At 68.5% G+C, this 23,844-nt stretch carries 19 protein-coding genes and 1 pseudogene; 15 read left to right on the top strand and 5 right to left on the bottom strand.

Going from position 1 to position 23,844, the window contains the following annotated elements:
- The first annotated feature begins 4 nt into the window (after window positions 1–4).
- From V8690_RS12110 to V8690_RS12150, 9 genes are read left to right on the top strand one after another with little or no spacing between them, the layout of a single operon-like run.
- On the top strand, window positions 5–1,201 hold the full coding sequence (locus tag V8690_RS12110; RefSeq protein ID WP_338778204.1) for a pyridoxal-phosphate dependent enzyme: 1,197 nt from the start codon (window positions 5–7) through the stop codon (window positions 1,199–1,201).
- Complete coding sequence (locus V8690_RS12115) at window positions 1,198–2,742, top strand: amino acid adenylation domain-containing protein (RefSeq protein ID WP_338778206.1); 1,545 nt, start codon at window positions 1,198–1,200, stop codon at window positions 2,740–2,742. Before V8690_RS12110 ends, V8690_RS12115 begins: the two co-directional genes overlap by 4 nt.
- 43 nt (window positions 2,743–2,785) lie before the next feature.
- A complete protein-coding gene (locus V8690_RS12120; protein WP_338778208.1) occupies window positions 2,786–4,285 on the top strand; it encodes an FAD-dependent oxidoreductase in 1,500 nt (499 codons plus the stop codon).
- A complete protein-coding gene (locus V8690_RS12125) occupies window positions 4,228–5,124 on the top strand; it encodes a HemK/PrmC family methyltransferase (RefSeq protein ID WP_338778210.1) in 897 nt (298 codons plus the stop codon). The genes V8690_RS12120 and V8690_RS12125 overlap by 58 nt, the downstream gene beginning before the upstream one ends.
- A gap of 5 nt (window positions 5,125–5,129) precedes the next feature.
- Complete coding sequence (locus tag V8690_RS12130) at window positions 5,130–5,468, top strand: chorismate mutase family protein (RefSeq protein ID WP_338778212.1); 339 nt, start codon at window positions 5,130–5,132, stop codon at window positions 5,466–5,468.
- Window positions 5,465–7,540, top strand: a complete 2,076-nt coding sequence (pabB, locus tag V8690_RS12135; RefSeq protein ID WP_338778213.1) for an aminodeoxychorismate synthase component I — start codon at window positions 5,465–5,467, stop codon at window positions 7,538–7,540. The genes V8690_RS12130 and pabB overlap by 4 nt, the downstream gene beginning before the upstream one ends.
- Complete coding sequence (locus V8690_RS12140) at window positions 7,533–8,540, top strand: prephenate dehydrogenase dimerization domain-containing protein (protein ID WP_338778214.1); 1,008 nt, start codon at window positions 7,533–7,535, stop codon at window positions 8,538–8,540. The genes pabB and V8690_RS12140 overlap by 8 nt, the downstream gene beginning before the upstream one ends.
- A 4-nt stretch (window positions 8,541–8,544) precedes the next feature.
- Entirely contained in the window at window positions 8,545–10,920 is a 2,376-nt protein-coding gene (locus V8690_RS12145; protein ID WP_338778215.1) for an MFS transporter, read from the top strand.
- A 21-nt stretch (window positions 10,921–10,941) separates the two neighbouring features.
- A complete protein-coding gene (locus tag V8690_RS12150) occupies window positions 10,942–13,362 on the top strand; it encodes a condensation domain-containing protein (protein WP_338778218.1) in 2,421 nt (806 codons plus the stop codon).
- Between the two features lie 120 nt (window positions 13,363–13,482).
- Here the strand turns inward: V8690_RS12150 and V8690_RS12155 are convergent, their stop codons facing one another.
- Window positions 13,483–14,064 (bottom strand): hypothetical protein, encoded by a 582-nt coding sequence (locus tag V8690_RS12155; protein WP_338778220.1) that lies wholly within the window; start codon window positions 14,062–14,064, stop codon window positions 13,483–13,485.
- 271 nt (window positions 14,065–14,335) lie between these two features.
- On the opposite strand from V8690_RS12155, the gene V8690_RS12160 reads away from it, so the two are divergent.
- Window positions 14,336–14,971: a hypothetical protein gene (locus V8690_RS12160; protein ID WP_338778222.1), complete on the top strand. Its 636-nt coding sequence runs from the start codon at window positions 14,336–14,338 to the stop codon at window positions 14,969–14,971.
- Window positions 14,972–15,126: 155 nt separating this feature from the next.
- Here V8690_RS12160 and V8690_RS12165 read toward each other — a convergent pair.
- The 3 genes and pseudogenes from V8690_RS12165 to V8690_RS12175 form a co-directional block, all read right to left on the bottom strand.
- Window positions 15,127–15,228: pseudogene (locus V8690_RS12165) on the bottom strand (IS982 family transposase); the annotation flags it as partial.
- Window positions 15,198–15,917 (bottom strand): UPF0158 family protein, encoded by a 720-nt coding sequence (locus V8690_RS12170; RefSeq protein ID WP_338778224.1) that lies wholly within the window; start codon window positions 15,915–15,917, stop codon window positions 15,198–15,200. The gene V8690_RS12170 and the pseudogene V8690_RS12165, both read right to left, overlap by 31 nt.
- Window positions 15,918–16,037: 120 nt before the next feature.
- Window positions 16,038–18,122: a hypothetical protein gene (locus V8690_RS12175; protein WP_338778225.1), complete on the bottom strand. Its 2,085-nt coding sequence runs from the start codon at window positions 18,120–18,122 to the stop codon at window positions 16,038–16,040.
- A 1,435-nt stretch (window positions 18,123–19,557) separates the two neighbouring features.
- Between V8690_RS12175 and V8690_RS12180 the strand changes: the two genes are divergently transcribed.
- The 5 genes from V8690_RS12180 to V8690_RS12200 all read left to right on the top strand — a co-directional run bounded on the left by V8690_RS12180 (window position 19,558) and on the right by V8690_RS12200 (window position 23,355).
- Window positions 19,558–20,403 (top strand): hypothetical protein, encoded by an 846-nt coding sequence (locus V8690_RS12180; protein WP_338778226.1) that lies wholly within the window; start codon window positions 19,558–19,560, stop codon window positions 20,401–20,403.
- Window positions 20,403–21,047, top strand: coding sequence for a hypothetical protein (locus tag V8690_RS12185; RefSeq protein WP_338778227.1), 645 nt, complete (start codon window positions 20,403–20,405; stop codon window positions 21,045–21,047). Before V8690_RS12180 ends, V8690_RS12185 begins: the two co-directional genes overlap by 1 nt.
- Window positions 21,044–21,616 carry a helix-turn-helix domain containing protein gene (locus V8690_RS12190; protein ID WP_338778230.1) on the top strand — a complete coding sequence of 191 codons (573 nt, stop codon included), beginning with the start codon at window positions 21,044–21,046 and terminating at the stop codon, window positions 21,614–21,616. The genes V8690_RS12185 and V8690_RS12190 overlap by 4 nt, the downstream gene beginning before the upstream one ends.
- 181 nt (window positions 21,617–21,797) lie before the next feature.
- Window positions 21,798–22,511, top strand: coding sequence for a ParA family protein (locus V8690_RS12195; protein WP_338778232.1), 714 nt, complete (start codon window positions 21,798–21,800; stop codon window positions 22,509–22,511).
- 364 nt (window positions 22,512–22,875) lie between these two features.
- The gene (locus V8690_RS12200; protein WP_338778233.1) at window positions 22,876–23,355 is read left to right on the top strand and encodes a hypothetical protein; all 480 of its coding nucleotides are present in this window, start codon (window positions 22,876–22,878) and stop codon (window positions 23,353–23,355) included.
- Between the two features lie 123 nt (window positions 23,356–23,478).
- Here V8690_RS12200 and V8690_RS12205 read toward each other — a convergent pair whose 3' ends face one another.
- Window positions 23,479–23,703, bottom strand: coding sequence for a hypothetical protein (locus tag V8690_RS12205; RefSeq protein ID WP_232027020.1), 225 nt, complete (start codon window positions 23,701–23,703; stop codon window positions 23,479–23,481).
- Window positions 23,704–23,844: the final 141 nt, after the last annotated feature.

Consider the following 23,844-nt stretch of genomic DNA (forward strand, 5'->3'; position numbering starts at 1 on the left):
GAGAATGAAGCTCATCTGCAACACGTGCTCCAGCGTGCCCGGTACCGGCCCGGTGGACGGCCCCAACGAATGGCTGTGCACCCGCTGCGGCGAAGCACTGACGCAGTCCCTCCCCGACGTCGGGAGCTGGGCGGACGCGGTCACCGACACCCCGGGGGTCGGCCGCTACGCCGCGCTCCTCCCGGTGTCCGAGCCGGACAACCTGCGCAGCAACGAGAAGGCTCTGGTCCCCGTGGAGAGCCCGCGGCTGGCCGAATCGCTCGGTGTCGCGTCCGTGCGGCTGCTGCCGCAGACCTGGAACGACACCGGCACGTTCAAGGACAACGAGGGCGTGCTCATAGCGGCCAAGTGCCTCGAGTGGGGGCTGTCGTCGGTGTCCATGCACAGCTCCGGCAACACCGCACGGTCTTACCAGTACTACACGGACAGGCTGGGCATCACGTGCACGGCGTTCGTGCCGCAGGCCTCCGCCTACAAGTGCCCGACCACGTCGATGGGCAAGTCGCGCGTGGTGGCCGTGCCGGGCAACATGGCCGACGCGGCCGAGGCGGCCATCGCGTTCAGCAAGGAGCACGGCGCACTGCGGCTGACCCCGAGCCAGTGGAAAATCGAGGGCAAGGTACCGCTGGGGCTAGCGATCGCGGAGCGGTGCGCGGACGCCACGATCGTCGCGGTGACGATCGCCAGCGGCTACGGCCCGCTCGGCATCGAGCGCGGCATCCGCCGCGCCGGGGAGGCGGGACTGCCGACGGTGGGCGAGCACACGTACCACCTGTTCCAGGCAGCGGACGCCGGAGTCCTCGGCGAGGCGCTGCGGGACGGCCGTGACGAGATCGACCTGGGTGACATGGTGCCGCCGGAGCAGGCCTTCGAACCCACCCTCCAGTCGACGAACCCGAACCGCACGCTGCCGTTGGTCCGTCAGCTGGTGGCGGAAACCGGCGCGCGCGTCGACCCCGTGGAGCCGTCACAGGTGGAGGCGGAGGCGCAGCTGCTGCTCGACGCCTGCGCCGAGCTGGACATTCCGCTGGCGTACGAGACGGAGAAGTCCGCCTTCATCTGCTGGGGCGGGCTGCGGCAGGCCGCGCAGGCCTGGCCTGGCACCCGACGACCGGATCGTCATGGTGGTCAGCGGATCGACGCCGCTCGACCGGCTGCCTTAGTCACGACAGTCACGACGGAGCGGGCCAGACTGGAATGAACTCGAACACCACACCTCTGTACGAGTGGTTCGCCGCCTCGGCGAAGCGCTGCCCGGATCTGCCCGCGCTGCAGACAGCGGATCAGGTCGTCAGCTACGCGGAACTCGAAGGCATGGCGCGGAACATTGCCGTCCGGCTGCTCGAAGCACATGACGGCGTCGTGCCCAGGCGGGTCGGTCTGCTGGCGGCAGCGGGCACGCTTTCCGCGTACGCCGGGTACCTCGCCGTCCAACGGCTCGGTGCCGCGGTCGTGCCGCTCAACCCGTCGTCCCCCGCCGCTCGTAACGCGGTCATCGGTCGAGCCGCCGGGCTTGACCTGGTGCTGGTCGACCCGGAAGTCGACCAGGAAAGGGCCGGCGCCGACCTGCCCGCCCGAATACTCGCCGCGGACTGCGGCGGGAATTCGGGTGCGGGTGACCTTCCTGAAATCGTCGTCCGGACGGAAGACCTGGCCTATATATTGTTCACCTCGGGCTCCACCGGTGAGCCCAAAGGGGTGCCTATTGCGCACCGCAATATATCGGCGTATCTGAGCCACTGCATCGCGCATTACGAGCTTGCGCCCGGGTGCCGCGTGCTTCAACCATTCGACCTGACCTTCGATCTGTCGGTGCTGGCGATGTTCGCAGCGTTCGGCTCCGGCGCCACGGTGGTGGTCCCCGGTCGCAATGATCTGCTGGCGGCGGCCCGGTTCGTGCGGCGCCAAGAGCTGACGCACTGGTTCTCGGTCCCCTCGGTGATCTCCTTGACGCAGCGGGTGGAACCCCTGCGGCCGGGGTCGATGCCCACGCTGCGGCACAGCGTGTTCGCCGGCGAGCCGCTCACCCTCCAACAGGCCGAAGCCTGGCACGCGGCAGCGCCGAACGGGGTGGTGGAGAACGCCTACGGGCCGACCGAACTCACCATCATCAGCACGGAGTACGTGTTGCCCAAGGAGGTGGCGCGATGGCCGCGTACATCCAACGGAACAGTTCCCATTGGGCACGGCCTCAGCTCACTGGAATGCGTTGTTCTGGACGCCGACGGAAGGGAGGCCGAGGAGGGTGAGCTGTGCGTCAGGGGTTCGCAACGCTTCGCCGGATATCTCGACCCGGCGAACAACGAGAACCGATTCCTGACCTACGAAGGAGACAAAGCAACGTCGTACGATCCGGGGACCCCGCTGACTGACCGGCATTGGTACCGAACCGGTGACCGGGTTCGTGTCAGTGCTGACGGCTACATCTACTGTGAGCGTCTGGACCATCAGGTCAAGGTGCGCGGATACCGCATCGAACTGGGCGAGATCGAAGCAGTACTGCGGGAACAGCCCGGGGTGCGGGACGCCATCGTGGTCGCCCGATCGGCACCCGGCGGCGACGCCGAACTGGCCGCTGCGTGCACGGGCCGGATCGGCAGCACCGAAGTCCTGCTCCAAACGCTCCGGGAAAGGCTTCCCTCCTACATGGTTCCTGCCTCGCTAACAGCGTTCGAAGCCTTTCCGCTCAATGCCAACGGAAAGGTCGACCGGCGACGGTTGGCCGAGGAACTGTCCAGTTGAGCCGCCCCAGTTGGAAGATCCGACTCGGAAAGGGAACATAGTGATGTCTGAGGGAAACCACTCGTACGACGTCGTTGTGGTCGGCAATGGCGCGTTGGGACTCTCGCTCGGCCTGGAACTCGCCCGGCGCAAGGTCCGGGTGGCCGTGCTGGGTCAACCGCATCGGCCGGGCGCCGCGTCCGCGGCCGCGGGAGCGATGCTCGGTGCCTTCGGGGAGGTGACGGCCGACCATCTGACCAGCGAACACGGCCGGACCAAGCTCGACTGGGCCCACCAGGCGAGCAAACTGTGGCCCGAGTGGCTGAGCCGGCTCCGCCTCGACTCCACCGACCCGGATCTGCTGACGGCCAAGGGAACCGTCGTCATGCTGAACACCGTCGGCGTGCCCGGGATCGACACCCGGAACTACAAAGCCATCCGTGAATCGCTCATCACGTACGGCGAGAAGTTCGAGGACGTGGATCCCGAGGACATCGACTGGTTGGACGCCGAGCCCTCGGCACGTCCGCTCCAGGCGATGTTCCTGCCGAACGAACACGCGGTGAACGCGACCGAGTTGCTGCTGAGCCTGGAAAAGGCGTTCCTGGCCGCCGGTGGAATGCTGATCGCGGAGCGCGCGACGCGAGTCGACCACGCCCATGGCCGGGTGCGCGGGATCGTGCTGGAGTCGGGCACGGTGCTGCGGACCGACAAGACCGTGCTGGCCGCCGGGGCCTACTCCCAAGACGTCCTGGACAGCGTGCCCGAACACGCCGTCCAGATCCCCCGGCTCATCAGCGGTTACGGCGTCTCCGCCGTGGTGGACACCGCGGACGGCACCTGCCCGCCCAGCGTGATACGCACGCCCAATCGCGCCTTCGCCTGCGGCCTGCACGTCGTGCCGCGCCCCGGCGGCCAGGTCTATGTGGGGGCGACGAACATCGTCTCGGTCGAGCCGCGCGAGTCCGCGCTCATCTCGGATGTGCTCTTTCTGCTCAACTGCGCCCATCGCCAGGTCCGCAAGGACCTGGCCGACAGCGGACTGCGCAGGATCCAGGTCGGAAACCGGCCCGTGCCGCTCGACGGGATGCCGCTGTTGGGTGAGACGGGGCTGAGCGGCCTGTGGATGATGACCGGTACCTACCGGGACGGTCTGACCCTGTCGCCGCTGCTGGCCCGGGAGATGACCGCGCTCCTGCTCGAGGAGGAGCCCTCCATCGACCTGGAACCCTTCCGGCCGGTCCGTCCCCCATCCAGCCCGCGAGCCGCGAAGAGGTGGTGGACGCCACCGTCACCCACATGCTGGCGACCGGCTACGAGTCCGACTGGGCCGTCCCGATCTACTGGCCCGCCACCATGGAGCACTACCTGCACGTCGCCTACACGCAGCGGGCGAAGGAGCTGGATCCGACCTTCACACCGCCGCCGGAACTGCTCGCGGCCTCGCGCACGAACCCGCCGCTCACGCAAGCCCTGCTCGACTACTACGCGGCCAGCCGAGGCGGCGTGCCGCAGGCCGGCGATTCCTCCCCGGCTGCCCAGCGCCCGAGCCCTGGGCAGCTGACGGTCGCCGACCTCGCCGCGGAAACCGTTCGCACGTTGACGAGCGGCGGTGTGCCGCGCCCACGACAGGACGCCGACGCGCTGCTGGCCCACGTCCTGGGCTCACCCGGGCCCCAGGACCAGGTGTCCGATGACGCCGCGCACGAGGTGCGCGCGCTCGCGGCCAGGCGAGCCGAACTGAGACCGCTCGGCCACATCCTGGGGCGCGCCCGGTTGGGTGGTGTGGAGGTAGCGGTCACCGAGGGCGTGTTCGCGCCGCTGTTCCCGACCGAACGACTTCTGGAATGGGGCCTGTCGGCCATCTCCGAGATCCGGAACCCCGTGGTGGTCGATCTCTGCACGGGCTCCGCCGCGGTGGCGCTGGCCGTGGCCCACGCCCGCCCGGATGCCCAGGTTCACGCGGTCGATCTGGACGAGGCGGCGCTGGAGTGCGCACGCGGCAACGCGGCCGCGCGGGCGGCGGCGGGTGACACGCCGATCGTCGTGCACCCGGGTGACGTCGCCGACGGGGAACTCCTTGCGGCCCTTGGCGGCAAGGTCGATCTCGTGCTGGCCAACCCTCCCTATGTTCCCGTCGGCACCGAGATCTCGCCGGAGTTCGGGACGTACCACCCGGAACGAGCCATCTTCGCCGGCGCCGACGGGCTCGATGTGATCCGCCATGTGATCTCCCGCGCCGGGCGGCTGCTGCGGCCGGGTGGCGCACTGGCGATCGAGCACGACGACCCGCAGATCGAGGTCGTGCCGGGCCTGCTGGCGGAGTCCGGCCTCTTCGGTGCCGGTGCGGGCCACCGCGATCAGGAGGACCGTCCCCGCTACACCACCTCCTTCAGGAAGTGACTGCCATGGCTGCAACGGGAAACGACGACCAGAACGGCCTGACCCCCATGCGTGCCGAACTCGACGGTATCGACATCCGGTTGCTGGACGCCGTGCGTGACCGTATCGAAGTCTGCGTGCGGATCGCCCACCACAAGCGGGAGCACGCGGTGCCGATGATGCAGCCGCACCGCATCGACGCGGTCCAGCGGCGTGCCGCGACCTACGGCGCCGAGAACGGGGTCAGCCAAGCCTTCTTGTCCCAGCTCTACGATTTGATCATCGAGGAGACCTGCCGGGTCGAGACCTTGGTGATCGAAGAGGGGCGCCAAGGCGGGGAGACCGTCGCGGAGGGCTCGCGGTGAACGATCCGGTCCGCACCCTCCTCATCGACAACTACGACTCCTTCACGTACAACCTCTACCAGCTGCTCGGCGAGGTGAACGGGCACCCGCCCACGGTGGCGCGCAACGACGTCGACTGGTCCGCGCTCAGCCCTCGGGACTACGACAACATAGTGATCTCGCCAGGGCCCGGACACCCCGGCAGGCAGCGGGACTTCGGCGTCAGCGCCGCCGCGATCCTGGACTCGCGCCTACCGGTGCTCGGCATCTGTCTGGGACACCAGGGCATGGCGGAACTGTTCGGCGGTTCCGTCCGGCACGCGCCCGAGCCAATGCACGGAAGGATCTCGCGCATCCACCACACCGGCGAAGACCTCTTCGCCGGACTGCCGTCACCGTTCTCCGCGGTTCGCTACCACTCGCTCGCGGTCACCGACCTTCCCGACGAGCTGAGCCGCACCGCATGGACGCAGGACGGAGTCCTGATGGGGCTGCGACACCGCTCGAAGCCGATCTGGGGAGTGCAGTTCCATCCGGAGTCCATCTCCAGTGAGTACGGCCGCGAACTGCTCGGGAACTTCCGGGCACTTACCCTGCGCCATCGTGACCGTGCGCGCGCCACCCGGTCGTCCTCCCACCCACCCCTGCACGTTCGCCGCCTGGCCTGCTACCCCGACACCGCCACCGCGCATGCCGAACTCTTCGCCGGGAAGCGGTGCGGCTTCTGGCTGGACAGCAGCTCGCACGCCGACGGAAACTCCCGGTTCTCCATACTGGGCGACGGTACGGGCCCGCTCGCCGAGTACGTGACCTACCGGGTGGCCACACGCACGGTACGGGTGGAAACGGCCGACGGGGTGAGCGAGCACCGGGACCAGGGCATCTTCGAGTACCTGGACGCGCAACTCCGCTCGCGGGAATCACCCGCTCCGCATGGTCTCCCGTTCGACTTCAACCTCGGCTACGTGGGCTATCTGGGATACGAACTCAAGGCCGAGATCGGGGCGCACGGCGCCCACACCTCGCCCACGCCCGACGCCGCCTTGCTGTTCACCGACCGGGCGGTCGTGGTGGACCACGCCGATCGCTGCACCTACCTGTTGGCTCTGGGCACGACTCCGCACGACCCCGACGCCGTGAAGTGGCTCGACAGGATCGCGGCCCGCCTCGAACTGCTGCCCTCGCCCGAGGCCCACCCGCGGCGTCCTCCGGTCACCTCCACGGCGCTCGGGGACACCTTCGTTCCGCGCCACGACCGCGCGCAGTACCTGGCGCTGATTCACGAATGCCTTGCGGAGATCAAGAACGGGGAGTCGTACGAGATCTGCCTCACCAACATGTTCAGCACCGACGCGATTGCCGACCCGTCGTCCACCTACCGGCTGTTCCGGGAGATCAGCCCCGTCCCGTACGGTGCCCTGTTCGAGTTTCCCGAAGTCGCCGTGCTCAGCGCGTCCCCGGAACGCTTCCTCGCCATCGACGTGGACGGAGTCGCGGAGAGCAAGCCGATCAAAGGCACGCGGCCGCGTGGGGCGACCCCCGCGGAGGATCTGGCCCTGCGCGAGGACCTGTTGAACAGCGAGAAGGACCGCGCCGAGAACCTGATGATCGTCGACCTGCTCCGCAACGACCTGAACACCGTCTGCACGGTGGGTTCCGTCCATGTGCCGAAGCTGTTCGACGTCGAGACATACGCTCCGGTGCACCAACTGGTGAGCACCGTCCGCGGCCGACTGCGTCCGGGGGTGTCGGCCGTGGAATGTGTCCGGGCCTGTTTTCCCGGCGGCTCCATGACCGGTGCGCCGAAACTCCGCACCATGGAGATCATCGACCGGATGGAAGGAGGGCCGCGCGGGGTGTACTCGGGTTCGCTCGGCTGGTTCTCGTTGAGCGGCGCCGCGGATCTCAGCATCGTCATCCGCACGATCGTGGCCACGCCTGAGCGAGCCTCCTTCGGAGTCGGCGGCGCGGTGATCAGCCTTTCCGACCCTGTCGCGGAGTTCGAGGAGACCTTGGTGAAGTCCCATGCGATGGCGCTGACGCTCACCGGCTCCGTGCGACCGGCCGAAGAGGGCGAGGTCCGCCATGGGTGATGCCGAAACCGCGACGCCTCCGGGAGGCATCCGGCGCGCTGTCGTGGCCGGCGGGTCCGGTGCGATCGGCCGGATGTTCACCGAGCTGCTCGTCGGATCCGGCGTCTCGGTGTGCGTGGTGGACCCCCAGCCTCCGGCGTCGACGCAGCCGGGTGTGCGCTGGATCGCCGGGGACATCCGCGCACCCGGTGAGGGCGAGGGCGATGGCGTCGGCGCTGAGCTGGCCCGCGTGGATCTGCTGCTCCTCGCGGTGCCGGAGCCGGTGGCTGTCGCGGCGGTGCCGGCCCTGATGGACGTGCTCCCCGCACGGGCGTTGCTGGCCGACACCCTGTCCGTGAAGGGGCGCATGGCAACCGCGGTGCGCGGTTACCACGGTCGTCAAGCCGTGTCGGTCAACCCGATGTTCGCCCCGGCACTGGGGATGCGGGGGCGGCCGGTGGCGGCCGTGACGCTCCATGACGGGCCGCTGGTCGACGAGCTGTTGGCCCTGGTCGAGGCACACGGCGGACGAGTCGTGCGCATGGACGCGGCGCGGCACGACCGACTGGCCGCTGCCTCGCAGGCGCTGACGCACGCGACGGTTCTGGCCTTCGGACACGCACTGCGTACCCTCGACGCGGACGTCGACCAGCTGATCGCCGTCGCGCCGCCACCCCACGCCACCCTGCTGGCCCTGCTGGCCCGTATCAGCTCCGGTGTCCCCGAGGTGTACTGGGACGTCCAGTCCGGAAACCCGCTGACAGCGGACGTCCACGAGGCACTCGCCCGCGGGGTGGAGCACCTGCGGAACGTCGTGGGAAGCGGCGACGCCGCCGCATTCGAAGGACTGTTGAGCGACGTCGCCGGTGTTCTCGGCGACCGAAGCCGGTCCTTGGAAGACATATGCGCCCAAATGTTCGCAAGTGCCTCGCTCGTCTCCGCCGAGCAGAGCGCGAGTCCACCCAAGAGCCTGGCGCCGTCCAGTGACCGACGAGAAGGTAATGGAAAATCACGGGAGTAGAGCAATGAAAGTGACCGACCTGAGTGGTCCGGCCCGCACCCTCGCCGTGGTTCAGCTGATCAGCAGAACCGGCGACGGCGCATATTACGTGACGTCGGCACTGTTCTTCACGCAAATCGTCGGGCTGTCACCGGCCCAGCTCGGTCTCGGACTGACCATCGCCTGGTCCGTGGCGTTGGTGATCGGTGTACCGCTCGGACACGTCACGGACCGCCGTGGCGCGCGGGAGACCGCGATCTTCTTCTACGGCTGTGCCGCCCTGGCCGTCGGCTCCTACGTCTTCATTCGCTCCTTCCCGCTGTTCCTGCTGGCGGCCACGCTGTACGCCATCGGGCAGCGCTGCGGCTCAGCGGCTCAACAGGCGCTGCTGGCCGGGGTCGTGCCCAAGGACCAGATCACCACGGTGCGCGCCTTTCTCCAGGCCGGATACAACGCCGGCCTGGCGATCGGGGCCGCGCTGGGCGGCATGGTGCTGTTCTTCGACACGCGAGAGGTGTACCTCCTCGCGTTCGCCCTTGACGCGTGTGGATTCCTGGTGGCATCACTGGTGCTGATGAAGGTGCCGCCCGTCGCCCAGACTCCGGCCAAGGCAAAGGGCGAGAAGGCCCAGACGGTGCTGAAGGACCGCCCTTACGTTGTCATCAGTCTGCTGAACACGATCCTGGTACTGCACGGCCCGCTGATCGACGTGGCGTTGCCCCTGTGGATCGTCATGCACACCGAGTCTCCCAAGTGGATCGTGGCGGCCATGTTCGTCCTCAACACCCTGGCGGTCGTCTTCTTCCAGGTACGCGTCGCGCGCCGGGTCACCGACATGGCAAGTGCGGGGCGGTACGTGGTGCGGGGCGGCCTGCTGCTCGGCGCGAGCTGTGTGGTCTTCGCCTACTCCGGGAGTGGCGGCTCGACGTGGTCCGCGGTGGCGCTGCTCCTGACCGCCACCGCGATTCAGACCCTCGGCGAGATGATGCAGTCGCCCGCCACGTGGGAGATCAGCTTCGGTCTCACGCCCGAGGGCCTGGCACGGCCAGTACCAGGCGTTCTTCGGATCCGGCCTCACCGTGGCGGAGCTCATCGGCCCGCTGGTGCTGACCGGCCTGCTCGTCTACTGGGGATCGTTCGGCTGGATTCTGCTCGGCGCACTCTTCGTCGCGGCCAGTTTCCTCATGGTTCCGGCCGTGCGGTGGGGAGTGCTCCGTCTGGATGCCGCGAAGGTAACGGCAGGAGAAGCTCAGTGAGCTCTGGAGCCGACTCTCAGCAGCCGAAGTGGTCCGATCGGGCGGCCCTCGCCCAGGTGACCGCCCGGCTGGCGGTCAGTCCTCCTCTGGTGCAGGCGAAAGACGTACGAGAATTACGGGCTTCCCTCGCGAACGTAGCCTTAGGCAACAAACTGGTGATACAGGCGGGCGACTGTGCCGAGGACCCGACGGAGCGGACAGTCGCACATGTGCGCAGTAAGGTGGCGCTGCTCAATCAACTCGCCGATCGCGCCACGGACATCACGGGACTTCATGTCACCCGTGTGGGTCGCATAGCCGGACAGTTCGCCAAGCCGCGATCCCGGCCGACCGAGTTGATCGATGGTCGGGAACTGCCCGCGTTCCGCGGGCACATGGTGAACAGTCCCGTACCGGATCCGCTGCTTCGACAACCGCAGCCGCGACGCATGCTGGAGGGTAACCACGCAGCGCGCGAAATCATGACCCATCTGAACCGGGACACTCAGGTGTGGACGAGCCATGAAGCGTTGTTGCTCGATTACGAACTACCGTTGGTACGGCGCGATGAGCTGGGCCATCAGTTCCTCAGCTCGACCCACTGGCCATGGATCGGCAACCGGACCCGCAGCCTCGAGGGCCCTCATGTCGCGCTGCTCGCGCAGGTTGTCAATCCGGTGGCATGCAAGATCGGCCCTGGGATCGCCGAGAACGAACTGCTGTCCCTGTGCGAGCGTCTGGATCCTGATCGCGTGCCCGGCCGACTGACCCTTATCGCGCGTATGGGCGCAGGCCGAGCCACGGAGAAGCTGACGAGCCTGGCCAAGGCGGCTCGTGTCGCCGAGCACCCGGTGATTTGGTTGATAGACCCCTTGCACGGAAACACGGTGAATACCCCCGGCGCCCTGAAGACCCGGTTGATACAACATGTCATCTCGGAAGTGTGGCAGGCGACGGAGGCCATCCGCGACGCCGGTGGAGTGGTCGGTGGTCTGCATATAGAAACCACTCCGGATCAGGTCACCGAGTGCGTATACGATTCGGAGCAATTTGATCTGGTGGGAGAGCGGTACACGACATACTGCGACCCTCGGCTGAACCCCGGCCAAGCGCTGTTGGTGGTATCCGAGTGGGCAAGGTGTGCGGCCAGCCGGCGGCATCAATAGCACCATCAACGGAGGAATGTCATGATCCGCCAGGTCTCAGCACCGCAGCAGGAAGCGCTGTGGTGGATCCAGCAGCGGTCATCTCACAAGGATCTTTACAACCTGACGTGGCGGATGTCCGTCGGCCGTCTGGACGTGCCGGCACTCGAACGATCCTGGCAGGCCATGGTGGACCGGTACGAGGTCCTTCGAACAGCGCTTGTTCACGAGGACGGTGCGGTCTGGCAGGACATCCACGCACAGGTGCCGGCCGCCCTCAACGTGCTGAAATGGCCACAAGAAGCCCAGGACGCGGTGGCGCCCGGGCATGATCTGCTGGACGGACTAGCCAAACACCTGCACAAAACGCGGTTTGAATTGAGCGTACCCCCGCTCGCCCGCCTCTCTCTGGTCACCGTAGGGCAGTGCGACGAGTTGTTGTTGACCGCGCACCACTCGATGCTAGACGGCTGGTCGATGCAGCGAGTGGTCCGTGAACTGGCCGAGGTCTATCACGCCGAACTGGCTGACCCCGGAAGCGCGCATATCGCCGAACCTCCGGTGCAGTTCGCCGACTATGCGGTGAGGGCCAGAAAGGCCGAATCCGACGGTAGTTGGCAGGAGGGTACGGACTACTGGGTGCGCACTCTGTCCGGTGTCGAGAGCGCCACGGTGAAACCTGACCGTGTGCGGCCACAGCAGGTTCCCGGCACGCCGGGCGCCGTGGTGCGTCATTCGCTCAGCTCTAAGGCGTCCGAGGGCGTGGCCGCGTTGACCGACCGCGGCGGCATGACCCCGTTCGCCTGCTATCTGGCCGCGTTGTACACCGTGCTCGGACTCGGCGGCGTCCACGGGCGGTTGGCCGTAGGGGTCGGGGTGGCCAATCGACTCACTGAGCGCGACGCCGCTTGTGTCGGATATCTGACCAATGTCGTTGTCGCCATGGGGGAGTTGTTCGAGGGCGACACTCTGGATGATGTGGTCGCAAGGGCGCGCGACGATTTCTGGGACAGCCTGCCCCACCAGCGGGTCCCGTTCTCATTGGTGCACAATGCGCTGTCCGTCGAGGACAGGAACCGCCTGGGTGCGACTCCGAGTGTGCTGCTGACGTATCACGGGAAAATCGGTGCCGGTGTCCTGCTCGGCGAGCGGGAGACCGAACTGAAGGCGAGCCCCAATTCAAGTGCTGTCAACCACATCACGCTGGGTATCTTCGAAGAACCCGAAGCGACGGTGATCGAGGCGGGGTACGACACCAGCCGCTTCGATGAATCCACTGTGCGCGCCCTGCTTTCGGATCTCGAACAGGTACTGGAGGCGGGAGTACGAGCCGAGGTGCCGATCAGTACCCTGCACGTCCGAACGCGCTCCACCACGGCCCAGCTGGCCACGCGAGCCGATGCCGTCGACACGGTGCGGAGTTCTTCGATCGCTGAGGCAGAGGCGGAAGGCGGCGAAGGCCTGCGAGGGTCGGTACGCGACATCTGGTGCGAGACGTTGGGGCTGACTCAGGCGGAGCCGGAGAGTGACTTCTTCGCGGACGGCGGGCATTCCCTGCGAGTGTTCGTCCTCTTCGCGAAGGTCCAGGAGGCCGCAGGCTGCCAGATAGACATGATGGACTGGCTCGACACCCCCACCCTGGGCAAGCTGATCCAACTCACAGAGCGGTCAGTCGCGACCGAGCAGCCGATTGAGCACAGCGTGCTGCTGAGACAGGGCGAGCGGGGTGGGCCACACCTACACCTCATTCATCCGGCAGGTGGTGCCGACCAGACCACCTACAAGGATCTGACGAGTGCGCTGCCGGAGGGATGGCGGGTAACCATGTCCCCTGACGGGGATCAGGAAACCCTTGAGGAGCTGGCGGACCACCACCGGGAGAATGCCGACGCCGGCCGGACGCCGGACGTGTTGGGCGGTTGGTCGCTTGGTGGCCTGATCAGCTACGTCATGGCCGTACGGATGCGCGCGGACGGCGTCACGCCGCCCCCGCTGTTGCTCATCGACCCGCCCGCCCCGGACGGCAGTGCGGCGAACGAAGCGCACAGCGAGCTTGACGCGTTCATTTACACCATCCTGCGTGCCGTGGACGCGCCAGCGCTGATGCCGACCGAGTTGCTGCTGTCGCCCGGCGACACCGAGCACGGCCTGAGCGTGCTGGAGGCACTGGTGAATGCCTCGGGTTCCGCGATGTCGATCGACGTTCTGCGGGAGCGCTTCGACGCGATCCGCAGGCACTGGACGGCCGTGGGTGAGTACGTCTCCGACGAACCGGTCGACGTTCCGTCGGTCCTGGTGGCCGCCGAGCTGCCCGAAGAGGCTGTCGCCCACTGGAAATCCCTACTCGGCCCCGGCATGGTGCTGGTCAAGGTGGATGCCGACCACTTCGCGGCGGTCAAGGATCCCTTCGCGGCGCGGATTGCTGAGGCGGTCGTGGCGTTGCTGAAGGGCAGAGTTGACTGAAAGGCAGGGTGGGCTCAGCGTGCGCAGGTGGAGCGTGTTCCGTGTTCGCCTCGATGACGGCCGGATCGTCCGAGGCGAGGTAGACCGCGCCGCAGGGCACGACGCCCTCGCGCTCGCTGATCAGGGTGGAGCCGTGCTTGCCGGATTCGCGCTGCCAGGAACCAAGCCCTGCTCGTGCACCTCCCCGCAAAGGCAGATACTCCATCCCTCGGACTCGACCACTTGTGCCAACTCGTCCAGCAGTCCGACGGGGACCTCGGTCTCCTCGCCAACCCGGTCAGCCGCGAGGGCCGCTCCAAGTTCGGTTGCCAGGTCCATGGCCTGTGCCGCCGTGCGGCCGTCGCCGTTCAGACTCGCGTACTTGCCGGACTGCGCGGCAGCCATGACCAGGCGCCCCAGGACACGGACCGCCGCAGAGACCATGCGTGCGTCCACCCGTACCGGACGCACAGCGTGAACCGCCTCCGCACCTTCGAGCGTCTGGTCCGAGGCTCTCACGATCGCGTCCGCCACGGTTTCTGACGTGACCAGGTGGACCGCCTCCTCGGCGTCCATCCCCGTCTGCTGTGCGAGCACCTCGACCATGTGAGCGACGACGTCCCGCACCGCCACCGGCTCTACTTCCAGGCCACGCGTCAGCAGTACGGCGGTCGTCTCCGTAACCAACACCTTGAACTTCACGGTGCTCTTCACATCCGACACGCGACCCAGCGTAGGAGGTAATCGCGCGCTCCCCCAGCCATCAGCCTTGTCGAGTGCCTACAAGGGGGCCACCGGCGGACAGCCGTCCCGAATCACGGCCGCGCCACCACCGCGCCTCTCCCGCAGCCCCGCCAACGTCAACAGCTCGGCCACTCCTCGGCCACCCGGCTGCATCGACGCTGCACCGTCTCTGTCCAATGGCCACCCCTTGGCCACCCCTTGGATCTGGCGACCTTCCGAAGGTCCCCACCGCCTACCCACAAAGCGTACATTGCGTACCGAACTCGCCACGGGCGACCGGCGCCCCCTCTATCTGGCCTGGCTTTCCGCGCTCACCCGCTGGGAGTTGGAGGAGGACGTCGACGAGGACGAGTACACCTCCACCCTCGAGCCGCCCGTACCCGCCGGCCTTGCCCACCTCACCGGACCGCAGCAGGCACTGGCGGACTTCCTGCGCGTCGACCCCCACCTGCTCACCGCGGCCGCCCGCGCCAGCGGCGCCGCCCCTTCCCAGACAATCGACAAGGCCGCACTCGCCGCCTGGATCCGCGCCCTGCCGCAACCCGAGAAGGATGCCCTGCTGCTGGACGCCGCCCTGGGCACCGCCCCACAGCCGGGCCCGGCACTCCTGGCCCGCCATCGCGCCGCGTCCCGCGGTACAGCCGAACCGTCCACCGCCGCCCGGCGCCGCTCAGCCGCAGAGCTCCTCGACGCCGCCCACGAGGTGCGCAGCGAACACAACCGACAGCAGGATCAGGCCCGCGCCCAGGCCCGCCGGGCCCAGCAGTCGGCCCGCGAGAGCCACCTGGACCACCTGGCCGACAACGCCGAGCAAGCCTGGCAGGACGTCGCCAACCTGATCGGAAGAAGCAGCGCGGCCCCTATGACACCGCTGTCGCCCTCCTGAAGGATCTCCGCGAGATCCACGACCGGGCGGGCACCCCCGGTGAGTCGCCCGGCGCCTCCATGACCTGCGCGAGCAGCACCGTGGCAAGTCCTCACTGATGCGCCGCCTCACCGACGCCGGCCTGACGTCCCGCTGAGATGATTGATTCCAAGGGGTCAGTGATCATAGGCGGCCAGTGAGCGCAGGACTGGCTGTCCGGTGTGGTCGTCGCGCCAGATCGCGACGGTCAGCGCGAGGATGCGCTGCATGACGAGGACGGGCAATAGCCCTCCTCCACCAGCCAGGCGCGGGCCCGGCCGCGCTGTCGCTCATCGCTGAGCCGGTGGTACCGGCGCCAGGCGCGCTCGTCCCGGGCGAGGACGTCCTTGAAGCGTCGGAAGGCGCCCCGCCCGGTGATGGCGATCCGCAGCCGGTCGGCGAGGGCGACGTCGCCGAGCCCGTCGATGAACAACTCCATGTCCCGGTAGCCGGCCCGGGAACCCAGAGCCGGCACGTACAGCCATCGCTCGGGATCATCCGCCTCCTCGACCCCGGACCCAGGCTCCAACTCGTCGGTGAACGTCGGCCAGCACTCCCCGGTGGACAGATCGATCCGGCCACCCGTCTCAGCCAGGTCGCCCTCCAGCAGCATGGCCAGCATCTCCAGATCGACCGCGAGCGGGCGCAGGAGGGGGATCGCCGCATCTCCCATGGCCGTTCGCAACTGGTGCGCCAGTTCCTCGTCGCCCCGGAAGCCGCGCTTTTGGAGTTCGCCGATAAACGAGGCCGCCATCTCCGCAGCCCCCGGCAGGCCACGCGCCGCGGCCCCGGCCACACCATCGCCGGCCAGCTGCAGCACCTCACGCACGGTTCCACGCTGCAACGCGGCAAGCAGCGCCACCCAGTCCTGAATGTGGAGCGCGCCTCGCAGGGCTCGCAGCCCGTCCTCGTCCCATCCCTCGGCCACGGCTCCGACCGTAGCGCGCGCCACCGGGGACGTACGACGCCGGTCCGGTTTCCCCCGCCTGCCGCCGTGGCCGGTGCCGGTTTCACCTGGCGCCTTCATGAACAGGCGGTCATGCCCTGGTCAGCGGTGCCGCTTGCGGCCACTCTTGCCGGCGGTGCGCCGACGCTTCCGGGCGCGGCCGACCCGGGCGGCGGGAGTACGCAATGCGCGGGCCGCGAGCTGCCCGAGCTCTTCGAGTCCGGCCCGGTCCGGGTGCGCGGAGTCCAGTGCGGCGGCAACCGCGTCCCTGGTATCGCGGCCCTGGGCACGCAGCACCTCCTCGGCGCCGTCCCCGCCGCCCGCCAGTTCCACGAGCTGGAGCAAGTTCTCTGCGATCAGCAGCAGATGCTCGGCATCGGTCATGTCCTCGGGGGACAGCAACTCATGGTGCGCCAGCGCGGTCAGCACGAGCGGCGCCAGCGCTGCGTCGCCGCGCAGCCCGCGCAGCAGCCGCTCGCCCTCGTCGTCCGGCAACGCCGTCAGCAGTACAGCGAGCATCGCCTGCGCACGCACCCGGAAGGGCATGGACCGTACCGCTTCGACGAGTTGCCGCAGCGCGGCATCCCGCTCGCCGCGGGCCGCGATCCAGTCGGCCAGCTCCACGCGGGCGGCATCCGGGTCGTAGTCGTCGGCGAGCACACCCAGCAGGCCGGCCGCCGACGCCTGGGCCAGCTCGCCGACCAGCGGTGCGTCCCGGCCGACCGCCAGCAGCCGCTGCCGTACCGCCCGGGTACCCAGCTCGGTGAGACGGAGGAGCTCCACCGGTCCGGCAGTCAGCTCCTCACGCAGACGGCGGTCACGCTCCTGTGCCGCCGGGTCCGGCGCCACCCCTGCGGCCCCCAGCAGCTCCGCGAGCTCCGGCGGCATGCCCTCGGGCAACTCGGGTTCAGCGGAAAGGTCGGCCTCGAGGAACACCGGATCTGCCATCCCCCACTCACGCTCGATCGCGCCCAGGTCCACCAGCGTGTCGAGCACCGTGCGCAGGTCCCGGTCGGCGTGCTCGAACCACATCCGGTGCTGGACGTCCGACCCGCCGTCCAACTGGAAGCGGACCCGGTAGGCCAGGTGAACGGAGTCACGCAGCCGCGGCCAGGGCATTGGATACGGCAAGCTGTAGAGCGTGTTCAGCACGTCCTCCAGCACGTCCTCGTACGCATCGAAGAGCATCGACTCGACGTGCCAGCCACTGCGCGCCCCGATCAGGGTTTGCCGCAACTCGAAACACGCCTCGAAAGCACGGAGCCACAGCTGAAGCGGATCGGTCAGCACCGGTCGGGCCCTGGCCACCGCATACAACCGCCCCTTGGCCACCCGGACCAGCCGCGCCTTCTTCGCCCACTCAACCAGCAGCCCCAGCCGCGGCAGATCGGCCGAAGAGCGCGCCCCCTCGGCCTTGTCGCCGGTACCCAGCACGTCCACCAGCTCGCGGGCATCGGCCATCCGCAGCCGCCCCGCCGCCGTCACCGCGCGGCCGTCGCGCCCCGCCCACTCGGCGAGCCCGCGCAACTGCCCCACGATCGTCGAGGCCTCGGCCCGTCGGCGCAGCTCGTCGTCCGGGGGCAGCACAACAGGCAGTTGCGGCTCGGCCCGAGCCACACTGGACGGAGCACGGCCGGTCAACCGCCGTTCCATGACCGTGTCCAGGGCCTGCTGGTCGTAGGCGACCTCCCCGCGCTGAGCACGCTCCGCGAACCGCTGCAACGCCGCCCCGTCCAGGACATCCACGCCCTGCTCGGCGGCTGTCATCGCCCAGAACTTCGCCAAACCCCAGCGGGTGCGGTCCGCCATCGCCGCCGGATACCGCTGCGCTGCAGCGTCGACCGCGGCGAGGGAGTCCTCAAGTGCGGGGCCCCGCGGATCCGCCAACTGCACGGCGTGAAGAAAGCGCAGCAGCGTACGCATTGTGCCCGGGGCGTCGCCGCGTTCCTCCCCGGGAAGCTCGGTGACCTTCTGGGGGAGCCAGGAGAGCAGCAGCTCCTCCACCTGCCGCGGCTCCCACAGCCCCAGCCGACCATCCGCAGTCGCCCGGTGGCGGTAATCCAGCGCCGCCTCGGCCATGAACCCGTCCACCGGCAGCCCCTGCTCCCCGGCCCACCGGACCAGCCGGTCGACCAGCAGCCCGCACGCCGCCTCGAACTCCTCTTCGGCCCCGGCTTCGAACCGCATCCGCATGAAAACCCGCCAAACCTGTCCTCAGCACTCCCTGCCGCGCCACGCTACCGCCGAACCGCGACGCACAACGCCGCCGGGGACGAGCGGCCAGCTACCCCCAGGAGTACGGTCACGTGTTGTCGCGGCAGGACCACGTTTCGCTAATCCGATCAGCGAGCCGAGGGGGCGACGTCGGCACGCTTCAAGGCAACGGGGCGCCATGGAGGACCCGAGTGCGGAGGTATGCGAGGACCCTTTCCGCCGACTGGCGAGAGACCCACCGTCGGATGCCCGACCACCGAGACTGACCCAAGGGGCCGACTGCCGACGGATCGCCCGAGCCGAATGTGAGATCTGTCGGGACCGGACAGTCCCCGCGATGCCGGTCGTTCCATCTGAGACCGGTGGATTTCACCCGTCGACACAGGGGCGGCGAGAGTCTCCTGATGGAGCGTCACGCACGGCTGTACACCGGTTGTCCACCAGTACCCTTTGCGCCAGCGTGATCCATCCCCTATGAGCGGATAAAAGACCAGGTCAGAACCTTTGATCGTCGACCTCGTCACAGAAAACGAACCTCCGACCTACGCATTACGATGCGCAGACCACGAGTGCCGATTGGCCAGGATTCCAAGGCCAACGAATACAAGAAACCCCAGGTCAAAGGCCTGACCTGGGGTTCACCACAGAGCCGCCTTCGGGATTCGAACCCGAGACCTACGCATTACGAGTGCACCGGCCTCAGACCACGAACACTCCACCGCAGACCACGTCCCACCTCACGGCAGTTGCAAACGGTGGGGGTAGAGGGACAGCGTCGTGTCCCATCAATCCGAACCAGCGCAAAGGCATCACCCGGCCCTCTGTTCCAGGGACTTTCAGGGACTTTCAGCCCTGTCCGAGGGACTTCCGAGGGACTTTTCGCCGCCTGACGCGGCAAGCTACTGAAAGATCAGAAAGGGCCTCCGTCGCAGATCAGAGGCCCTTTCCAAGGCAAAGCCGCAGGTGGCGGCAGACGAGTCGGGCTGTACGCCGGGTATTCCTGGAGCACCTTTCTGACCTGCGGCTTTCCGGGATCGGACCGGCTGTGACCTGCAAGGACGGGTTGCAGAGGCGATCGGAGGCAGTCAGAGGAAACCGCTCTGATTCGACCCCGATTCGACCCGAGCTGCTCGGAGCCAGTCGAGGCAATCGCCCTCTGTTCGGCCCCGAATCGGCCGAGGTCGGGGCGGTGTCGAACGGGTCAGGACTCCTCTGACGGCGCTCGGAATCGTTCTCGGTCGAGCCGCGATGGGGACGCCTGCCTCCGCTGCGGAGCCAGGCATACGAAGGCCTCCAGGACGGCCATCCTGGAGGCTTCGCCTGGCACCGATTGGAGGTCGGTTCCGGACACCACCCGTGGTTTTAGCGGGCCTGGGTGGCGTCCACGTCCTTGCGAGACGACCCCACAGTGCCACACCACACCCACCAGGCAGACCCATCCCGACGGACATTTCACCCGGGCGAGCGACTGGGCCTCTACAGGCTGCCCCCGGCCGCGGCTGACCTTGTTCTGCTCGGCGACCTCACCGGCCGCTACGCGACGGGCAGCTACAGCAGGCTCGGCTCCGACGCCCGGACCGTAGTCCCGCGCCCAGAGCGTCAGGGCACGGCCGAGCACGGCCACCGGATCACCGCGGCCATCGCCTGCCACGTCGCCCGCGCCGGCGGAACCGTCGACGAGCTGACCCGGCTGCTGCTGCACCCCGACCACGAGGGCGGTCGGCACGCCCGGCACATCGCGCTGCGCTCCGGGCAGGCACGTGCTCTGGACTACATCCGCCGGGTGTGGGCCAGCGCCTCGGCGGTGGTGAGCAGCACGCGGGTGCTGGAATCGCGCCAGCAGGCGCACGAGGTTCTCGCCGCGCTGCGGGACCGGATCGAAACGACGCCCTGGCGCGGGGAGCGGGGGCGGACCGCACTGCGGGTGCTGCGGGCGCATCTGACCTTCGCCGAGATCGCTGGCGGCCCGCTGCACCACGCCAGTGAGCGGCAGACCGCCGAGGAAGCAGGCGTCTCCCGGACGACACTCCGAGCCGTCTACGAGACGGTCCTCAAGCCACACGGTTGGCTGCGCCGCCTGCGAGTCGGCCATGGCCGAGAGAGCTCCACCTGGTACCTCGCCGACGGCAACGCCCCCGCATCGCTGTCTCGTTTCCGGACCACTCAGTACCCCCCGACCCGGCACTTGAGGAGTGGCCCACCCCTGAGACGGTCACGGCGGCCGACATCGATTCCACCGTCATCGGCCGCCTGATGGGCCACGACGCCTTCGCCCACCACGGCCTCGGCAGCTCCGCCCTCATGGTCATCGGCGCGCTGCACGCCCGGTCGGCCCAGACCATTGGCGAGCTCGTCGGCTCGGCGTCGGTGTCCCGGGCCACCGCCTACCGGACCTTGCGCCGCCTGGCCGACCACGGCCTGGTGCACCACAGCGGAGAGACTTGGAGCCTCGTGCCTCGCGCGCTGGAGGGCTTCGGTGCCAGCCTGCCGGATGCGGTTTCCGGCCCGACCGCGCACCCGGCACAGGGCTGGGACGCGGTCGCCCGGCAGTACGGCACCACGGGCGTCGCGGCCCGGCGCAAGGCGCTGCACGCGGTCGAGCGCGCGGCTTACCGGGAGGCACTGGACCGGCTTGCGGAGCACCGCAGCAAGGCCGTGGTGATCATCCGCGACGGCCGCCAGGTCCTGATCCCAGCACCTCGCCCCGACGAGATCCCCTCTGCCTGGCACGCCCCGCGCGGGCGCGTGATCGACCCGGTCACGGGCCGCCCTGACGCCGAATGGCGCGTGGCCACCGACGGTCGGCTGATCCTCATCACCCCATCGGACCAGCGCAGTTACGACGAGCTGGCCACCGCCCATGCCGAAGCCCTCAGCGAATGGGAGTCCGCCGCATGAACTCAGAGCCCCCAGTCACATCCGATGCGAGCGAGGCCGTGACGCCCGAGGCCCTGCGTAAGCAGTACGAGTCCGGTGCCACGGTCGACGAACTCGTCGCTACGAGTGGCCTGTCGTACGGCACGGTTCTCAACCGGCTGCACGATGCCGGGACCGAGATGCGCACATCGTGGCAGACCCGTCGAATGCGCCAGGACCCTCAGGCACGCCAACGCCTCGCAACGCATCTTCGCACCTTGTACGAGCAGCACGGCGCCACCCTCACCGAACTCGCTGCGGCTGCGGAAGGGACGAGGCGTGCCGCCCGGCGTCTGCTGATCGAGGCCGGCGGCAGCGTGCGCACAACGCAGCAGACGATGCGGATGCGCGCCGCAGCTCGGGCTGCTGACCGGCAGGAGCTCGCGCTGTCCCTGCGAGCGCGCTATGAGGCTGGCGCCACGGTCCCGGACCTCGCCAAGGAGTGCAACTACTCGGTCGCCACCGTGTACCGGCTCCTGCACCAGGCGGGCACCCGCAAGCGGCCCAAGCACAACCACGGCCCGGCCCGCACCCCGAGGAAGAGGTCATGAGCGCGCCCGCAGATGTTCACGGCTGGGCCCCGCAGAACAAGGGACCGACGGTGCGCCATCCCGAACACGGCACGGCAGCACGGGCCCCGCCGCCGTCGGCCGACACCCGCCACCGAACGTCGGCCTTCTCGCCGACGCACATACGACAACGCACCTTCCAGTTTCAGGAGATCAAGCACCCGTGAGTGAGAACACTCGTATCAAGACCCTGGCGGCGGCCACAGCCCTCGAATGGGACGCCTTCGTGATCGTCGTCGGCATGCTCAAGGGCGGCACCGGCAAGACCACCTCGGCCTGGTTCATCGCCCTCTACTACGCCGTCGTCCTCGACCTGCCGACGCTGCTTCTGGACGCCGACGCCACCAGCCAGTCCGCCTACGACTGGTTCAAGGTCGCCCAGGCCCAGGGCTTCGAAATCCCCGAGAACCTGGTGGTCGAGCGGTACCCGTTCGACGACATCGCCGAGTACATCCGTACCAAGCGCGCCGAGTTCGGCGCGATCGTGGTCGACGCCGGCGGCGGCAGCGCCCGCATCTTCCACGAGGCTGTCACCGAGGCGAACCTGCTGCTCGTCCCGGTCGCCCCCACCAAAATCGAGCGCCGCAAGCTCGTCGCCACCTTCGACGAGGCCGAGCGCGCCGCCGCCCGCAACGACCGCGACGTCACCGCCCACGTGGTCCTCGTCAAGGCCGACGACCGCATCAGCCTGCCCCGCACCGCAAAGGACAAGCTGCGTCAGCCCGCCCAGGGCGAGGGCATCGGCCCGGACCGCGACGAACCCTTCCCGCTTGCCGAGACGACCATCCACTCCTGGGTGCACTACATGGAGGCCTTCGGCGAGATCCCCACCGAGCTGAGCGAGTACGCCGAACTGATGAAGGAGCTCACCGCATGAGCGAGCGCATGAAACCCCCCACTCGCCGCACCGGCCGCCCCCTCGGCGGGGCCAAGAAGGCGACTCCACCTCCCCCTCCCCCGGCCGCCGAGCTCACCCCCGAGCAGTACGCCGCCGAACAGGCCGCCGCCCAGAGCGAAGGCCGTCCCACTGCGAGCAAGGCGCAGGTTCAGCCCGCTCCTTCCGGCGTTCCCGCCGAGGCATCGGCGCACGGCCGGACCGATGCGGTGCCCGAAGTGGCGCAGACCTCAGCCCAGCCGACTGCCGAGGCGCCGAGCGGCCCGGTGCCGGAGCCGGCTGCCAGCCAGCCGACTCACCCGGCCGACTTCGCCCCCGAGGCGGGGACGAGGCAGGCGGGGTACCGGTGGAACGGCAGATGCCGCCTGTGGCCCCGGCTGCCGAACCCGCAGCACCTGCCCTCCAGCCCACGCAGCCGACCGAACCCATTGCGGAACACGGCTCGTTCGCGGCTCCTGGCGCAGTCTCGGGCGCTGAGGTGGCGCTTCGCCCTGCAGTTCCTCCGACGGCAGGCGGCAACGGGTTCCCGGTGAGGGCCGATGTTGCACGGGCTCACCAGGAACAGGAAGCACAATCGCAGGCAGCGCCCAGCGAGGGAACACCATGGGCTCAGGGATCCGGCCGTCCCAAGGACATTCCTGAGACCGCCGTCCTTCTCAACCAGCGCATCATCGCGCGCGAGAGTCTCGACTCGTCGGTCCCCGCCGCGCTGAAGCTGAAGAAGCGGATCAAGCGCTTCGCGCTGGACAACGAACTCGATCACCTGCCCATCGGCGACATCGTCTCCGTTGCGCTGGACGAGTGGCTCACCGCCCGCGGGTTCTGATTCTGACTGCAGTGCACGAGGGGCGGCCGCCCCACGCTGGTGTGCGGCCGCCCGTCGCGCCGACTATTCCAATAGCCCAATAGGCGGGTAGCTATCCGCCTAGCCGGACCGACCGGAGCAGCTCTAGTGCCTGATCACTCCCCCTATGCCCGCCGACTGCGGGAAATCGCTGACGCGCTCGACGCCGAGTTCCAGCCAAACGACGACGCTCTTACGCCGCATCCGGACACCCTGAACGTCATCAAAGACCGGCACACCAAACGAGGGCAGCTCAACCACGCCGTCCCTGAAGTTCTTCAGTTCCAGCGCCGGATCCGCCGCTGCAACGCCGACACCGACATCCCTCATGGTGACATCGTCGCTCTCGCACTTGACGCCTGGCTCCGCGCAAAGGGCTACCCACCGGACCTCAAACCACCGGGGCCAGAAGCCCCTTAACCAGCCGTCTCGTTGCGGAAGCAACTGTGGCACCGTACATCACGGTGAGGG

Source organism: Streptomyces sp. DG1A-41, assembly GCF_037055355.1.
Taxonomy (GTDB): domain Bacteria; phylum Actinomycetota; class Actinomycetes; order Streptomycetales; family Streptomycetaceae; genus Streptomyces.

Excerpts from the sequence above, each read along its gene's own strand:
- V8690_RS12205 (WP_232027020.1), bottom strand. The coding sequence starts at position 23,703 with ATGAGGGATGTCGGTGTCGGCGTTGCAGCGGCGGATCCGGCGCTGGAA.
- V8690_RS12190 (WP_338778230.1), top strand. The coding sequence starts at position 21,044 with ATGAACTCAGAGCCCCCAGTCACATCCGATGCGAGCGAGGCCGTGACG.
- V8690_RS12145 (WP_338778215.1), top strand. The coding sequence starts at position 8,545 with ATGAAAGTGACCGACCTGAGTGGTCCGGCCCGCACCCTCGCCGTGGTT.
- V8690_RS12175 (WP_338778225.1), bottom strand. The coding sequence starts at position 18,122 with ATGCGGTTCGAAGCCGGGGCCGAAGAGGAGTTCGAGGCGGCGTGCGGG.
- V8690_RS12130 (WP_338778212.1), top strand. The coding sequence starts at position 5,130 with ATGGCTGCAACGGGAAACGACGACCAGAACGGCCTGACCCCCATGCGT.
- V8690_RS12120 (WP_338778208.1), top strand. The coding sequence starts at position 2,786 with ATGTCTGAGGGAAACCACTCGTACGACGTCGTTGTGGTCGGCAATGGC.
- V8690_RS12140 (WP_338778214.1), top strand. The coding sequence starts at position 7,533 with ATGGGTGATGCCGAAACCGCGACGCCTCCGGGAGGCATCCGGCGCGCT.
- V8690_RS12115 (WP_338778206.1), top strand. The coding sequence starts at position 1,198 with ATGAACTCGAACACCACACCTCTGTACGAGTGGTTCGCCGCCTCGGCG.
- V8690_RS12185 (WP_338778227.1), top strand. The coding sequence starts at position 20,403 with ATGGGCCACGACGCCTTCGCCCACCACGGCCTCGGCAGCTCCGCCCTC.
- V8690_RS12110 (WP_338778204.1), top strand. The coding sequence starts at position 5 with ATGAAGCTCATCTGCAACACGTGCTCCAGCGTGCCCGGTACCGGCCCG.
- V8690_RS12150 (WP_338778218.1), top strand. The coding sequence starts at position 10,942 with ATGATCCGCCAGGTCTCAGCACCGCAGCAGGAAGCGCTGTGGTGGATC.